Genomic DNA, 16375 nt, shown 5'->3' on the forward strand with positions numbered 1-16375 from the left:
ATGCCATTGACATCTCTTGGGTGGGGCTTGGTAAGACGTCGGTGCCCGGCGATTCCTGTGCGATGACTGTGCCCACGGGGACAAGGAGCACTTCACATGGCAGCCCTCTTACCTCGATCCTCGCGCGGCCGGTCACGCCGCGCCCGACTGCGTGCCGCGGTGATCGGCGCCGTCGCCTCCGCGATGGTCCTCACCGTCACTCCTGCGACACCCGCCCGCCAGGCCGAGGCGAGACCCGCGGCCTCCCCCGACACCAGCGACCCCAGAGAAGGCTGGCGCCCCAACAGCGAACGCGCCGCCGAGGCCAAGAAGGACCGTGGCCTCTGGGACAAGATGTTCGGGGACGACGAGAAGAACGACGCGGACTGGAACGACGACAAGTCCGTAGACCCCCGCGACCTCACCCTCGACCGCACCCGCGGCGCCGCCACCGCCGCCGCCCGCTGGCGGGTGACCGGCACCGCCGAGGGCGTACGCCTCACCGCGCCCCGCACCGTCCACGCCACCGGCGCCGACCTCGCCTGGACGCCGTACGAGGGCGACGACCTGCTGGAGTACGAGGTCCACCGCTCCACGGCCACGTCGTTCAAGCCCACGGCCGAGACCCTCGTCGCCCCCGTCGAGCGCGGCACTCGCACCTTCACCGACCGCTCGGCCACCGGCTCCCCCGACAAGGGCCGGACGCATCACTACCTGATCGCCGTCCGCACCCGGCAGGGCAAGCTCCTGACCAGCCCGGCGCGCACGGTCGAGCTGCCCGGGATCGGCAAGGTCGCGCAGGGCACGAAGCTGCTCGCCGCGCCCGAGTCGGAGACCTACCACCTCCCCTTCACGCCCGCCCGGGTCGTCCCCGGCGAGACCAACACCGTCGAGGCGACGCTCACCAACACCACCGGCACGGTGTGGAAGAAGGACGAGCGCGTCCTGTCGTACCGCTGGACGCTCGACGGCAAGGACGTCACCGGGATCCTCAACCGGGACGCCACCCATCTGCCGAAGGACGTGCCGCCCGGCGAATCCGTCACCTTCGACGCCGAGCTGAAGTCGCCCGTCCTCGCCGACCCGCTCGACAAGCGGCTGACCTTCGGCCTGGAGTGGGACCTGTACGACAAGGCCACGCACAAGTGGCTGTCGCAGTCGGACGGCGTGCCACCGTCGAAGCACCAGGTGACGGCCGAGTATCCGACCTCCGACCAGCTGGGCCTGGAGAAGTTCTACTCGTACGCCGGGAAGAACACCGGCGCCGGCTCGGGCGTGATGAACAACCTGTACGCCGGCAACGCGGTCTGGTCGTACAACGCCTTCTCCAACCCCTCCCTCGGTTTCTCCACCTTCCTGCGCCTGGCCTACAACTCGCAGGACGCGTCCGTCACTCCGGCCGGTCAGGGATGGTCGCTGCAGGCGTCCTCGCCGGTGCGGCTGGGCACCCCGCTGGCCTTCCATCCGTCGCCGCTGCTGCCGGTGAGCATCACGCTGACCGACGGCGACGGCACCAGCCATGTCTTCAGCAAGAACAAGAAGGGCGGCTGGGACTCCCCGTCCGGGGTGCACTTCCGGGTCAAGCAGCTGGAGAAGCACTGCCTGCTGCATCCGCACGAGCGCGAGGCGTGGGAGTTCCTGCGCCCGGACCGCACGCGGTTCCTCTTCGACTGCGGCGGCTATCCCAGCGCGATGGTGGACCGCAACGGCAACCGGATGGAGTTCACGTACGAGAAGCAGCTGCTCGGCGAGAAGCTGCTGAAGTACGTCACCGACGCCGAGGGCCGGCGCACGCTCACCCTCGACTACTGGGAGAAGGGCGAGGCGTACTCGTACCTCGACGAGGACGGTGAACTGCGCACCGGCGACCACCTGTTGAACCCGTTCATCATCGGCAAGGTCCAGTCGGTGACGGACATCTCCGGGCGCCGCGTCGACTTCATCTACACCGAGCACGGCCGCCTCGGCCGCCTGACGGACGGCGCGAACGCCGACGCCAAGCTGCGCAAGGTCTTCAACTTCGGCTACGGCAAGGAACTCGACCTGCCGTCGGTGAAGCTGACCGAGGTCACCGACCCGCGCGGTCACACCACCAAGCTGGACTACGTCGGCCCGCACGACGACAAGGACCAGCTGCACTTCCTCGGGTACACCAAGGCGGTCAAGGACCGGCTCGGCGGTCTCACCCGCTACCGGTACGAGGACGCCGACGGCCACGACGGCAAGCAGATCCGCACGGTCGTCACCGACGCCGAGAACAACGCGGGCACCCAGCTGCTGGACAGCTACGGCCGCCCGGTGAAGCTGACCAACGCCAAGCAGCAGACGACGAAGCTCGCCTGGGACGCGGACAACAACGTCACGCGCCTGGAGGAGAACAACGGCGCCGCCCGCACCTGGAAGTACGACCCCAAGACGGGCTATCCGCTCCAGCTCAGGGACGCCGAGTCCGTCAAGAACGACCGTCCCGCGACCGAACTGACCTACGCCACCGGCGAGGACGGCTATATCGCCGACCTGGTCCAGCGCGTCTCCCCGGAGGGCCGCGCCTGGCGCTTCGGCTACGACAGCGCGGGCAACCTGACCTCGGTCACCGACCCCAAGGGCGTCGAGTCCGAGCCCGCCGACGACTTCACCTCCACCAACACCTACGACGCGCGCGGCCGGATGACCTCCGCGACCGACGCCAACGAGCACACCACCCGGTTCACGGACTACGACCCGTCCGGCTATCCCCGCGTCATCGAGGACGCCCTCGGCAACCGCACGCTGACCACGTACGACGTACGCGGCAACGTCACCGAGCTGGAGGAGGCCAACGGGGCGACCACCACCCAGACGTACGACGTCTTCGGGCGTCCGCTGGAGAACCGGGCACCGCTGGACCAGGAGGCCGGCGAGTTCATCGTCACGCCGGCGCCTGAGTACGACCCGAACGACAACACCCTGAAGTTCACCGCGCCGAACGGGGTGGAGACCACCAGCACCTTCGACGCGGCCGACCAGCGCGTCCGGCAGAACCAGCCCGGCGACGAGGAGGGCGCCGCCCCGCGCGTGTCGACCTTCACCTACGACAAGGTCGGCAACCTCCTCACCTCGACCGAGCCGAAGGGCAATCTCACCGAGGAGCCGGGCGACTTCACCTCGACGACCAAGTACAACGAGATCTACCAGCCGGTCGAAGCGGTCAACGCGGCCGGCGGCCGGGCCAGCGCCGTCTACAACGACGTCGGTGACCTGGTGAAGGTCGTCGACGCCCGCAAGAACCAGAGCGAGGACCCGGACGACTACACCTCCAAGTTCCGCTACGACCTCGACCACCGGCTGCTGGAGACGACCGACGCGGCCGGCAACTCCACCACCAGCACCTACGACTGGGACGGCCTGACCACCGCCACCACCGACGCGGACGGCAACCGCACCGAGATGGTGCTGGACGCCCGCGCCGCACTCGTCGAGGCCCGTTCGCCGCACGACGAGGACGTCGTGCGCACCACCCGCTTCGAGTACGACGAGGTCGGCAACCAGACCCGGGTCATCACCCCGCGCGGCACGGAGACCGACGACCCGAAGGACTTCGCCGCCGAGACCGTCTACGACGAGCTGAACCGGGTCAAGGAGACGCTGACCCCGTTCGACCCGGACGACGAGCGCTACAACACCCCGGACCGCACGACGTACGAGTACGACAACGTGAGCCGGCTGACCAAGGTCAGCGCGCCGCCGTCGGAGGGCCAGTCGGTCCGCAACGAGACGCGCTACACCTACTTCGACACCGGCTGGATCAAGACGTCCACGGACGCCTTCGACATCAAGAACAGCTACCGGTACAACGAGCTGGGCCAGCAGATCCAGAACACGCTGACGAGCGCGGGCGGTTCGGTCTCGCGCACGCTCGACACCGCGTTCTACCCGAGCGGCGCGATGAAGTCCCGCTCGGACGACGGTGTCCCGGTCGGTCTGCAGGTCGCGCTGGTCGACAACTCCGACGTCAACAACACGGCGACACAGGGCACCTGGACCGAGCAGGCCGTGGACGGCAACCACGGCTTCAACGTGCACACGCACGCCGCGGGCACCGGCGAGTCCCGGTTCGCGTGGCAGCTGAACATCCCGCAGAACGGCGACTACACGGTCTACGTCCGGTACCCGAAGGTCGACGGCGCGGCGAAGGACGCCACGTACGAGATCAAGCACAAGGACGGCACCGAGACCAAGACGCTCGACCAGACCGAACTGCCCGGTGAGTGGCGGTCGTTGGGCAAGTACGCCTTCGACGAGAACACCGGCCAGGCGGTCACGCTCACCGACAAGGCGACCGGCACGGTCGTCGCGGACGCGGTGCGGCTGGTGCGCGACAACTCCGGCGACACCGACAACGAGCAGAAGGACTTCTCCTACCGCTACGACGCCAACGGCAACCAGACCGAGATCGTCGACCGCAGCCCGGGCGTCGAGACCGACCGCTACACCCTGCAGTACGACGGTCTCAACCAGCTCACCAAGGTCGTCGAGCACAACGGCGACACGGTCCGCGACACCACCGAGCTGACCTACGACGCCAACGGCAACACGCTCACCACGCAGCACGACCTGACGTGGAGCAAGCTGGACTACGACGTCCTGGACCGGGTGCACCGGATCACCAACGCCGACTCACCCACGGCCGGCGACCAGCAGATCACGACGCTGGACTATACGGCCCGAGGCGAACCGGCCCGGCAGACCAAGCCGAACGGCAACGTCGTCACCTTCGACTACTACCTCGACGGCGCGACGAAGCAGACCAGCGAGAAGAAGGCCGACGGCACGGTCGTCGCCGAGCACGCGCTGAAGTACAACGCCAACGGTCACCGCACCGAGGACGTCCTGAAGGTGATGGACGCCGACGACCATGGCGACACCATCGACAACACCTACGCGTACAGCTACGACCCGCAGGACCGCATCGCCAAGGTCGCCAAGTCCGGCGACGACGAGGCGACGGAGGAGTACCGGCACGACTCGGCCGGAAACGTCATCCGGCAGGTCGTCGACGGCACCACGACCACCCACCGCTACGACCGCAACCGGCTGCTCACCTCCACGGCCGACGGCGCGTCCTCGACGTACAACTACGACCCGCTGGGCCGTCTCGACACCGTCTCCTTCGGCGGCGAGACGATCCAGAAGACCCGCTACGACGGCTTCGACCGCCCCGTCTCGATGACCGCGGGCAGCGGCGAGGCCGCCAAGACCACGCGCATGACGTACGACGCGTTCGACCGCACGGTGCGTGAGACGGCGGGCGAGGGCGACGACGCGAAGACGACGCTCTTCACCTATCTCGGCATCACCTCCCACTCACTGCGGGAGGAGGTGACCGACGAGGGCGTGACGGCGTTCCAGTACGCCTCGTGGGGCCAGAAGCTGACCCAGATCAAGGACGAGGAGGACGAAGACCCCGAGACGACCCAGTACACGTACCACCCCCACGGTGACGTCGAGGCGCTGACCGACAAGGACGGCAACACCAAGACGACGTACGGGTACACCGCGTACGGCAAGAACGACGCCGCCCAGTTCAGCGGCCCCGACAAGCCCGGTGCGGGCGGGGAGGAGCCGGCGGACCCGTACAACTCGTACCGCTTCAACGGCAAGCGCTACGACACCGGTTCGGGCACGTACGACATGGGCTTCAGGACCTACGACCCGGGTCTGAACCGCTTCCTGACGCGCGACATGTACGGCGGCGCGCTGGCGGACATGGGCCTGACCACGGACCCGTTCACCGGCAACCGGTACGCCTTCGCGGGCGGCAACCCGGTCTCGTTCATCGAGATCGACGGCCACCTGTTCGGCATGTCGTGGTCGGACATCGGGCACATCGCGCTGGATGTCGTCGGTCTGATCCCCGTCGTGGGCGAGGTCGCGGACCTGGCCAACTGCGGCTGGTACGCGGCCGAGGGCAACTACCTCGACGCGGGCCTGTCCTGCGCGTCGGCGATCCCGTTCGCGGGATACGGGGCGACCGCGGCCAAGGCGGTCAAGTACGGCGACGAGATCCTGGACGCGGCGGACACCGCGAACGACGTCCGGCGCACCGCGGACAACGCGGCGCCGCCCGGCGGTGCGGCCCCGGACGCGCCCGCCGCCCCGAAGGACCCGGCACCGGCGGCACCGGCCGATCCGGCACCGGCTCCGGCCCCCGCGGCCCCGGCACCGGCCGCGGCTCCCGCCCCGGCTCCGCCGAAGGTCCCGGAGGCACCCCCGGCCAGCGGTGCGGCCTGCCGCGTCGGCAACAGCTTCACGCCGGGCACGAAGGTGCTGATGGCCGACGGCACGACCAAGGCCATCGAGGATGTGCGGGTCGGTGACAAGGTCGCCGCGTCCGACGTGGAGACCGACGACGCCCAGACCCGCACGGTCACCCGCACCATCACCGGCGACGGCACCAAGCACCTCGTCACCCTCACGGTCGACACCGACGGCAGCGACGGCGGCCCCACATCCACCATCACCGCCACAGAAGGCCACCCCTTCTGGCTCCCCGACGTCGGCCAGTGGGTGGACGCCGGCGACCTCCAGCCCGGCCAATGGCTGAGCACGGGCAGCGGCAGCTGGATCCGCATCACAGCGGTCAAGGCCCACACGGCCGAGGCTACGGTTCACAACCTGTCCGTCGCGGGCGTGCACACGTACCAGGTGATGGCCGGTGACACGCCGGTACTCGTCCACAACTGCAACACCACGTACGTGACGTACACCAAGACCAATCCGATGACCGGAGAGGTGTACACCGGCCGGTCAAGAGGGGTGGGTACGCCTGAACAGATCGTGGCCGCCCGGGACGCAGGCCACCACATGAACGACAAGGGCTTCGGTCCGGCGGTTCTGGACCAGTTCGCGGAAGGCGCGCTGCCGGTGGCTCAGCGCCACAGCGACCCCGCGTACCAGGCCATCCGCGGCCGCGAGCAGCAATTGATCGACCACTTCGGTGGCGCTCAACGCCAGGGCGGAACGTCGGGCAACGATATTCGCGGCATCGCCGCGGACAACCCGCTGCTCGAAACCTTCCTCAATGCGGCGACAGGCAGGTTCGGCAGACCTGGCTGATCTCCGGTCTCCTGGACGGCCCGCCGGCTGCACCGGCGGGCCGTTCCCGGTTGTGGTACGAGTGGACGCGGTCGAGCAACGCGGGTGGAAGGGGAAGGCGATGGCGGTCCGGTTCTCGCCGGGTGGAGTGCTCAAGGTTCCCGTCGCGGACGGGCGGTCGGCCTGTGCGGTGATGCTCGGGGTACGTCCGTACGTGGCCTTCTTCTCCGATGAGCAGGAGAAACACGTTGACGACTCCGGAGTTCCAGAAGGTGATCCCCTGTTCGTGGTCGCGGTGCACAACAAGGCCTATTCGCGCGGCAGATGGGGTGAAGTCCTGCGTCGCGTCGCCCCCGATGCGCTGCCGGAAATACCGCACTTCTTCCGCCAGAACGTTCTGAACCCCAAGGACTGTGAAATCACCGACGCCCTCGGAGGCGTGCGCAAGGCGACACCCGAGGAGTGCGTCGGGCTGGAACGCAGCGCGGTCTGGGACGCCGAGCACGTCGAGCAGAGGATCAGCGACCTTTACGCGGGGCGCCCCAACCTGTTCGTGGAGTCGATGAAGCTCAAGCTCTGACCTGGCCGTTCAGCACCACCCGCAACGGGGCCTCCAGCACGCGTACGTCCGTGCGGGGGTCCCGTTCGTACACCACCAGGTCGGCCGGTGCCCCCTCGTCAAGCCCGGGGCGGCCGAGCCACCGCCGTGCCCCCCACGCCGTCGCCGACAGGGCGTCCACCGGGGGGATTCCGGCCGTGACCAGTTCCGTCACCTCGCCCGCGACCAGCCCGTGGGCCAGGGAGCCGCCCGCGTCGGTGCCGACGTAGACGGGGATGCCGGCGTCGTAGGCGTTGCGGACGGTGTCGTAGCGGCGTTCGTAGAGGCGGTGCATGTGGGCGGACCAGCGGGGGTAGCGGGTCTCGCCGCCGGCGGCGAGTTGGGGGAAGGTGGCGATGTTGACGAGGGTGGGGACGATGGCGACGGAGCGTTCGGCGAAGAGGGGGATCAGGTCGTCCGTGAGGCCGGTCGCGTGCTCGATGCAGTCGATGCCGGACTCGACCAGGTCCCGGAGGGAGTCCTCGGCGAAGCAGTGGGCCGTCACGCGGGCGCCGAGACGGTGGGCCTCCGCGATCGCCGCCGCCACGGCCTCCCGCGGCCAGCACGCCGCCAGATCGCCGAGGTCGCGGTCGATCCAGTCGCCGACCAGCTTGACCCAGCCGTCGCCGCGCCGGGCCTCCCGGGCGACGTAGGCGACCAGGTCGTCCGGTTCGATCTCGTGGGCGAAGTTGCGGATGTAGCGGCGGGTGCGGGCGATGTGCCGGCCGGCCCGGATGATCTTCGGCAGGTCCTCGCGGTCGTCGATCCAGCGGGTGTCCGAGGGCGAGCCGGCGTCCCGGATCAGCAGGGTCCCGGCCTCGCGGTCCGTCAGCGCCTGCTTCTCGGCCACGTCCGAATCGACCGGTCCGTGCGGGCCGAGGCCGACATGGCAGTGCGCGTCGACCAGGCCGGGCAGGGCCCAGCCCTCGACGGTACGGATGTCGCGGGCGCCGGCGGGACGGTCGTACGAGATCCTCCCGCCGATCACCCAGAGTTCGTCGCGGACGTCGTCGGGCCCGACGAGGACCCGGCCCTTCACGTGCAGCACCGCACCCTGATCGCTCATGTACGGCACCCTAATCAAGCCCCTAGTCGGACTTCCCCACCTGGTCCGACGTCTCCTCCTCGACTTCGGCCATCGCGGGGTCCAGGAGCCGCGACAGGAAGTGGCGGGTGCGTTCGTGGGCCGGGTTGGTGATGACCTGGTCCGGCGTGCCGTCCTCGACGATCACTCCGCCGTCCATGAAGACGACGCGGTCGGCGACTTCACGAGCGAAGGTCATCTCGTGGGTGACGACCATCATGGTCATGCCCTCGTTTGCGAGCATGCGCATGACGGCCAGGACGTCCCCGACCAGCTCCGGGTCCAGCGCCGACGTCGGCTCGTCGAACAGCATCACCTCGGGGCCCATGGCGAGGGCGCGGGCGATGGCGACGCGCTGCTGCTGGCCGCCGGAAAGGGACGACGGGTACGCCGTCGCCTTCTCGGACAGACCCACCCGCTCCAGGTTCTCGGCGGCGACCCTCGCCGCCTCCGCCTTGCCCCGCCCCAGCACCCGGCGCTGCGGCAGCGTGAGGTTCTCGGTCACCGAGAGATGCGGGAAGAGGTTGAACTGCTGGAAGACCATGCCGATACGGCGGCGTACCGCGTCGATGTCGACATCGGGGTCGGTGAGCTCCGTACCGCCGACGAAGACCTGGCCCTTGGTGGGTTCTTCGAGCAGGTTCACGCAGCGCAGCAGCGTGGACTTGCCGGAGCCGGACGGGCCGATCACGCACACGACCTCGCCCTGGTTGATCTCCAGGTCGATGCCGCGCAGCACCTCGTTGTCGCCGAAGGACTTGTGCAGGTCCCGGACGTGGATCTCTGGACGGGTCACTTGACGGCCTCCTGGGCCTTGGCCTCCATGCGGCGCACGACGAAGCCGAGCGGGATCGTGACGAGCAGGTAGCACAGGCCCGCGACCAGGATCGGCGTGGAGTTGGCGGTCTGGCTGGCCAGGTCGCGGCCGAACTTGGACAGTTCCCGCTCCTCCAGTGTGACGCCGAGGAACAGCACGAGGGAGGAGTCCTTGAACAGGAGCACCAACTCGTTGGTCAGCGGCGGGAGGATGATCCGGAAGGCCTGGGGGATGATGATCGAGATCATCGCCCGCGCCGGTGAGAAGCCCAGCGAACGGGCCGCCTCCATCTGTCCCTTGGGCACCGCCTGGATGCCCGCGCGGATGGTCTCCGCCATGTAGGCCGCGGACACCAGGCCGAGCGCGAGCGCGACCTTGCCGTAGGTGCCGCCGGGGATCTCCGTGCCCGGGAAGGCGAGCGGCACGGCCACGCCGACGAAGATGAAGATCAGCAGGGCGGGCAGGCCGCGGAAGATCTCGATGTAGACGCTCGCCAGCCAGCGGTACGGGCCGACGGACGACAGCCGCATCAGCGCGATCACCATGCCGAGGACCAGTCCGAAGACGAAGCCGGACAGGGTGTACAGCACGGTGTTCTTCAGCGCCAGCGTGATGACGTCCGGGAACATCTGCTCGGCGATGTCCGCCTGCGCGAACTGGTTCTGCAGCCGGTCCCAGTCGGCCGAGACCGCGAAGGCGATCACGGCCGCGACGAAGACGGTGTACTGGATGCCGCGCGAGACCCGGCGCTTCTGGCGCCGGGTCAGGCCCTTTTTCTTCGGCTGTACGGTGACGTCGGTCATGAGGCGGACGGGGAGGCCGCGGCCTCGTCGTACGGGCCGATCCACTGCTCGTACAGCTTCTTGTACGTCCCGTCGGCCTTGGCGTCCGCGAGCGCCTTGTTGATGGCGGCGACGAGCTTGGTGTTGCCCTTCTTCACCGAGAAGCCGTACTGCTCACCGGTGTTGATCTGCTCGGCGACGTCGAAGGCGGCGGCGTTGGCCTTGTCCTTCAGCCAGCCCTGGACGACCGGGTAGTCGATGACGACGGCCTCGACCTGGCCGGTGCGCAGGCCGTTGAGGACGGCGTCGGAGGACTCGAAGGAGACCGGGTCGAGGCCCTTGCTCTTGGCGTAGTCCTCGCCGGTGGTCTGCGCCTGGGCGCCGACCTTCTTGCCCTTGAGCTGTGCGAAGGACGTGATGCCGCTCTTCTTGTCGACCAGCACGGCCTGGGTGGCCTCGAAGTACGGGTCCGAGAAGTCGACGTTCTTCTTGCGCTCGTCGGTGATGGTCATGCCGGCCGCGGCCAGGTCGCACTGGCCGGCGTTGAGGGAGCCGCCGGTCTTGAAGTTCTCGAAGGGCTGGTCGACGATGTCCTGCTTGACGCCCAGGTCCTTGGCGACCAGGTCGATCAGGGAGACGTCGAAGCCCTGCACCTTGCCGTCGATCTCCGACTGGAAGGGCGGGTACGGCAGGTGCGTGCAGGTGGTGAGCTGGCCCGCCTTGACGACTTCGACGCCGCCGGCCGCGGTCTTCGTACCGCCGCCGTTGTCGTCGGAGGAGCAGCCGGCCACGAGCACCAGCCCGGCCGTCGCGGTGGTGGCCGCCAGAATGCGGGTCCGGCGCCCGAGGGTCGTCTCCAAGGGTGGGCCTCCTGTCAGGGAACGGTGAGTTCCGATTATTGAGTTCCGATTATAAGGAAAGGTTTGAGTCACTCAAACCAAACCGATGGCTGTGGAGTCGTTCTGCCTAAGATCGGCGGAGTAGACCTCCACGAAGGAAGTGAGCAACCCCGATGCCCCACGCATTCCTCGATCTGCCCCCGCTGAGCGCCGCGCACTTCGCGTCCGTCGAGGACCGTGTGGCACGACTGCTGGGTACCCGGCAGAACGTGGTGATCATGCAGGGTGAGGCGCTGCTGCCGCTGGAGGGGGCGATCCGCGGGACCGCCGGACCCGGCACGACCGCGCTGAACGTGATCACCGGGCCGTACGGGCAGACCTTCGGCGACTGGCTGCGGGACTGCGGCGCCACGGTGATCGATCTGGCTGTGCCATATCACATGGCAGTCACCCCGGCGCAGATCCGCGACGCCTTCGCCGAGCACCCGGAGATCGACTTCGTCTCGCTGGTGCACGCCGAGGCCGCGACCGGCAACACCAACCCCGTCGCGGAGATCGGCGAGGTCGTACGGCAGCACGGCGCGCTCTTCTACCTGGACGCCGTCGCCTCCGTCGGGGCCGAGCCGGTGCTGCCGGACGCGTGGGGCGTGGACCTGTGCGTGATCGGGGCGCAGAAGGCGATGGGCGGGCCCGCGGGAGTGTCGGCGGTGTCGGTGAGCGAGCGGGCGTGGGCGCGGATGGCCGCGAATCCCCGGGCGCCGCGCCGGTCGTATCTGTCGCTGCTCGACTGGAAGGAGCGGTGGATCGACGCCGGGCGCCTGGCGCTGCCGCACGCCCCGGCCCAGCTGGAGATGCTGGCGCTGGAGGCGTGTGTGGCGCGGATCGAGGCGGACGGCCTGGACACCGTGATGGCCCGGCACGCGACTGCCGCCGCGGCGACGCGGGCGGGCGCGTCGGCGCTCGGCGGCGGGCTGGAGCCCTATGTGTACGAGGCCGCGGACGCGGCGCCGGTGGCCACGACGTTGCGGGCACCGGCCGGGGTGGTGGCGTCCGAGCTGGTGGCGCGGGCGCTGGCGTCGGATCCCGCGCTGCCGCTGGCCGCGGGCGGGGGCGCGCTGGCCAAGGAGATGATCCGGGTGAACCACTACGGCGCCGACGCGACACGGGGAACGGTCCAGGCGAGTCTGGCGGCGCTGGGGGCGGCGCTCGCCGAGAAGGGGCTGGACGTGGATCCGGCCGGGGCCCGGCGGGCGGCCGAGGCTGCCTGGGTGTAGGTGTCAGTGCCCCATGCCATGCTCGCCTCATGGCTTCGAACACACCCCTCACTCTCCCCGACGGCCGTCCCGTCCCTTTCATGACCGGTGACGAACTCCCCATGCTCCAGAGCTGGTTGTCCTTTCACCGGGCCACGCTCCAGCTGAAGTGCGCGGGGCTGGACGACACTCAGGTGCGGCTGGCGTCCGTCGAGCCGTCCTCGCTCACCCTCCTCGGACTCGTGCAGCATCTCGCCGAGGTCGAACGGAACTGGTTCCAGCGGGTGTTCGCCGGGCTGGACGTGCCGCCGGTGTTCGGGGAGAAGAGCGGGTATGTCCTGGACTCCGACCGCGGACTGGACGAGGCGCTCACGGAGTGACCGGAGCCTGAATTCGGTGTTGAATTCCGGGAATATCGGCCTGCAATTCGGGAATTCAATCGAGAGCAGCTTCCCGTATTCTTCTGCCCGCTTTCTCTCGACCTAAACACAGAGATTTCGCGTACGCGATCCGGTGCGTTTCGGGCAGATCTCGCGAGGGTTGCACGGTTGTGACGCGTTACACATCACCTTCGTTTTGCCCGTTATGTACGGGGCAAATCGCCCCAAACTTCTCACTCCCGTGCATCCGCTCACGCCCGCGCGATAACACATGAACCGCCGACACGTAACCCCGTCCGGCCATGCAATTCGGATTTTCCCTCGGTAAATTCAATTCGCATGACTGCCGCACAAGCAGACTTGCACGCAGACCTGCACATCGACCGTCCGGCGGTGTCGGACGGCGCCGCGCTCTGGCGAATCGCCAGAGACTCGGGGAAGCTCGACCTCAACTCCTCGTACAGCTATCTGCTGTGGTGCCGTGACTTCGCCGGTACGTCGGCCGTGGCGCGCGCCGCCGACGGAAGGCCCGTCGGCTTCGTCACCGGGTATGTGCGGCCCGAGCGCCCGCGGACCCTGCTGGTGTGGCAGGTGGCCGTCGACTCCGAGCACCGGGGACAGGGGCTGGCCGCCCGGCTGCTGGACGGGCTCACCGCGCGCGTCGCGGCCGAGCGCCCGCTGACCGACATCGAGACCACCATCACGCCGGGTAACACCGCGTCCGAGCGGCTCTTCACCTCGTACGCCGAACGCCACGGTGCGCGCGTCGAGCGTGAAGTCCTGTTCGAGGCGGGGCACTTCCCCGACGGCCCGCACGATCCCGAAGTGCTGTACCGCATCGGGCCCCTGTCTCTCTGACCTCCCCCCACACTCTTACGCTTCGAGGAGCGATTCGTCGTGACCATCACCCAGCCCGACCTCAGCGTCTTCGAGACCCTGGAGTCCGAGGTACGCAGCTACTGCCGCGGCTGGCCCACCGTCTTCGACCGCGCGCAGGGCAGCCGTATGTACGACGAGGACGGCCACGAGTACCTGGACTTCTTCGCCGGCGCCGGATCCCTGAACTACGGGCACAACAACCCCGTGCTGAAACGGGCGTTGATCGACTACCTGGAGCGGGACGGCGTCACGCACGGGCTCGACATGTCGACCACCGCCAAGCGCACCTTCCTGCAGACCTTCCAGGACCTCGTCCTGCGCCCGCGTGACCTGCCGTTCAAGGTCATGTTCCCGGGCCCGACCGGCACCAACGCCGTGGAGTCCGCGCTGAAGCTGGCGCGGAAGGTGAAGGGCCGCGAGGCCATCGTGTCGTTCACCAACGCCTTCCACGGCATGTCGCTGGGCTCGCTCGCCGTGACCGGCAACGCCTTCAAACGGGCCGGCGCGGGGGTCCCGCTGGTGCACGGCACGCCGATGCCGTTCGACAACTACTTCGACGGCACGGTCGAGGACTTCCTGTGGTTCGAGCGGCTGCTCGAGGACCAGGGCTCCGGGCTCAACAAGCCCGCCGCGGTGATCGTCGAGACCGTGCAGGGCGAGGGCGGCATCAACGTGGCCCGCCCGGAATGGCTGCGGGCGCTGTCCGAGCTGTGCGAGCGGCAGGACATGCTGCTCATCGTCGACGACATCCAGATGGGCTGCGGTCGTACGGGCGCGTTCTTCTCCTTCGAGGAGGCGGGCATCACGCCGGACATCGTGACCGTGTCCAAGTCCATCAGCGGTTACGGGCTGCCGATGTCGCTGTGCCTGTTCAAGCCCGAGCTGGACATCTGGGAGCCGGGCGAGCACAACGGCACCTTCCGCGGCAACAACCCCGCCTTCGTCACGGCCACCGCGGCCCTGGAGGCGTACTGGGCCGACGGCTCCGCGATGGAGAAGCAGACCCAGACCAAGGGTGAGCAGATCGAGCAGGCGCTGATCTCCATCACCGAGGAGAACCTGGCCGACGTCAAGGAGTACCGGGGCCGCGGACTGGTCTGGGGCATGGAGTTCCACGACAAGGACCGCGCCGACCGGATCGCCAAGCGCGCCTTCGAACTCGGGCTGCTCATCGAGACGTCCGGCCCCGAGAGCGAGGTCGTCAAGCTGCTGCCCGCCCTCACCACCACCCCCGAAGAGCTCGACGAGGGCCTGCGCGTCCTCGCTCGTGCCGTACGCGAAACCGTGTGACCCAACCGAGTCACTTCTGAGATAGGGAGCTGTTCAGCACCGTGATCGTCCGTTCGTTCAAGGACATCGAAGGCACCGACCGGCATGTGAAATCCGCGTCCGGCACCTGGGAGAGCAAGCGCATCGTCCTCGCCAAGGAGAAGGTCGGCTTCTCCCTGCACGAGACGATCCTGTACGCGGGTACGGAGACGTCGATGTGGTACGCGAACCACATCGAGGCCGTCGTATGCGTGCAGGGCGAGGCCGAGCTGACCGACGACGAGACCGGGCGGAAGTACACGATCACGCCCGGGACCATGTACCTCCTCGACGGTCACGAGCGGCACACGATGCGGATCAAGGAGGACTTCCGCTGCATCTGTGTCTTCAACCCGCCCGTGACCGGCCGGGAGGACCATGACGAGAACGGCGTGTACCCGCTGCTGACCGAGGAGGGCTGACCACTCATGACCACGATCACGGACCTGTACCCCACCCGAGGCGCCGCCGAGGTGGCCGTACCCCGCCAGGACCCGGTCGTCTGGTCGGCTCCCGGCACGCCGGGACCCTTCTCGGCGGCCGATCTCCAGTCGTTCGAGCGGGACGGCTTCTTCGCTCTCGAGCAGATCATCACCGAGGACGAAGTCACCGTCTACCGCCAGGAGTTGGAGCGGCTCGTCACCGACCCGGCGATCCGCGCCGACGAGCGGTCCATCGTCGAGCCCAAGTCCCAGGAGATCCGCTCGGTCTTCGAAGTGCACCGGATCAGCGAGCTGTTCGCCGCGCTGGTGCGGGACGAGCGGGTCGTCGGACGGGCCCGGCAGATCCTCGGCTCGGACGTGTACGTCCATCAGTCGCGGATCAACGTCAAGCCCGGCTTCGGGGCCAGCGGCTTCTACTGGCACTCCGACTTCGAGACCTGGCACGCCGAGGACGGTCTGCCGAACATGCGCACGGTGTCCGTCTCGATCGCGCTGACCGAGAACTACGACACCAACGGCGGCCTCATGATCATGCCGGGGTCGCACAAGACGTTCCTCGGGTGTGCGGGGGCCACGCCGAAGGACAACTACAAGCAGTCCCTCCAGATGCAGGACGCGGGCACCCCGTCCGACGAGGCGCTGACCTCGATGGCCAGTGAGTACGGCATCAAGCTGTTCACCGGCCGGGCGGGTTCGGCGACCTGGTTCGACTGCAACTGCATGCACGGGTCGGGCGACAACATCACGCCGTTCCCGCGCAGCAACGTGTTCATCGTGTTCAACAGCGTGGAGAACGCGGCGGTCGATCCGTTCGCGGCGCCGATCCGGCGGCCGACGTTCATCGGAGCAAGGGATTTCTCTCCCGTCCGCTGAGCCGAACCCGGCCGGGGGTCCGGGGGTTGTCCCCCGGAGAATGCAGCATCGGCGCGAGGGACTTCA

The 16375-nt window shown here is 68.5% G+C and carries 11 protein-coding genes and 1 pseudogene; 8 read left to right on the forward strand and 4 right to left on the reverse strand.

All coding sequences use genetic code 11. The features are described 5' to 3' along the window. The first annotated feature begins 96 nt into the window (after positions 1–96). Together AB0I98_RS33475 and AB0I98_RS33480 are read left to right on the forward strand one after the other, a co-directional pair. Positions 97–7074 carry a polymorphic toxin-type HINT domain-containing protein gene (locus AB0I98_RS33475; RefSeq protein ID WP_362948484.1) on the forward strand — a complete coding sequence of 2326 codons (6978 nt, stop codon included), beginning with the start codon at positions 97–99 and terminating at the stop codon, positions 7072–7074. Positions 7075–7174: 100 nt separating this feature from the next. Then, positions 7175–7633 (forward strand): hypothetical protein, encoded by a 459-nt coding sequence (locus tag AB0I98_RS33480; protein WP_362948486.1) that lies wholly within the window; start codon positions 7175–7177, stop codon positions 7631–7633. Here the strand turns inward: AB0I98_RS33480 and AB0I98_RS33485 are convergent. The 4 genes from AB0I98_RS33485 to AB0I98_RS33500 are packed head-to-tail and all read right to left on the reverse strand — an operon-like array spanning position 7623 to position 11194. Continuing rightward, positions 7623–8717, reverse strand: coding sequence for an amidohydrolase family protein (locus tag AB0I98_RS33485; protein WP_362948488.1), 1095 nt, complete (start codon positions 8715–8717; stop codon positions 7623–7625). The two genes, AB0I98_RS33480 and AB0I98_RS33485, sit on opposite strands and share 11 nt — an antisense overlap. Positions 8718–8739: 22 nt before the next feature. Further along, positions 8740–9531 (reverse strand): amino acid ABC transporter ATP-binding protein, encoded by a 792-nt coding sequence (locus tag AB0I98_RS33490; RefSeq protein WP_362948490.1) that lies wholly within the window; start codon positions 9529–9531, stop codon positions 8740–8742. Continuing rightward, positions 9528–10355 carry an amino acid ABC transporter permease gene (locus tag AB0I98_RS33495; protein WP_362948492.1) on the reverse strand — a complete coding sequence of 276 codons (828 nt, stop codon included), beginning with the start codon at positions 10353–10355 and terminating at the stop codon, positions 9528–9530. The genes AB0I98_RS33490 and AB0I98_RS33495 overlap by 4 nt, the downstream gene beginning before the upstream one ends. After that, entirely contained in the window at positions 10352–11194 is an 843-nt protein-coding gene (locus tag AB0I98_RS33500) for a transporter substrate-binding domain-containing protein (RefSeq protein WP_362948494.1), read from the reverse strand. The genes AB0I98_RS33495 and AB0I98_RS33500 overlap by 4 nt, the downstream gene beginning before the upstream one ends. Before the next feature lie 152 nt (positions 11195–11346). On the opposite strand from AB0I98_RS33500, the gene AB0I98_RS33505 reads away from it, so the two are divergent. The 6 genes and pseudogenes from AB0I98_RS33505 (at position 11347) to thpD (ending at position 16309) form a co-directional block, all read left to right on the forward strand. Further along, entirely contained in the window at positions 11347–12447 is a 1101-nt protein-coding gene (locus AB0I98_RS33505) for an aminotransferase class V-fold PLP-dependent enzyme (RefSeq protein ID WP_362948496.1), read from the forward strand. A 29-nt stretch (positions 12448–12476) separates the two neighbouring features. Continuing rightward, positions 12477–12797, forward strand: a pseudogene (locus AB0I98_RS33510) (DUF664 domain-containing protein); the annotation flags it as partial. Between the two features lie 348 nt (positions 12798–13145). Next, complete coding sequence (gene ectA, locus AB0I98_RS33515) at positions 13146–13664, forward strand: diaminobutyrate acetyltransferase (RefSeq protein WP_362948498.1); 519 nt, start codon at positions 13146–13148, stop codon at positions 13662–13664. Between the two features lie 39 nt (positions 13665–13703). Beyond that, a complete protein-coding gene (ectB, locus tag AB0I98_RS33520; RefSeq protein WP_362948500.1) occupies positions 13704–14975 on the forward strand; it encodes a diaminobutyrate--2-oxoglutarate transaminase in 1272 nt (423 codons plus the stop codon). Between the two features lie 41 nt (positions 14976–15016). Beyond that, positions 15017–15415, forward strand: coding sequence for an ectoine synthase (locus AB0I98_RS33525; protein WP_328367011.1), 399 nt, complete (start codon positions 15017–15019; stop codon positions 15413–15415). A 6-nt stretch (positions 15416–15421) separates the two neighbouring features. After that, a complete protein-coding gene (gene thpD, locus AB0I98_RS33530) occupies positions 15422–16309 on the forward strand; it encodes an ectoine hydroxylase (protein ID WP_362948502.1) in 888 nt (295 codons plus the stop codon). The last annotated feature ends 66 nt before the right edge of the window (positions 16310–16375 follow it).

This window comes from Streptomyces sp. NPDC050211, assembly GCF_040656035.1.
GTDB lineage: Bacteria > Actinomycetota > Actinomycetes > Streptomycetales > Streptomycetaceae > Streptomyces.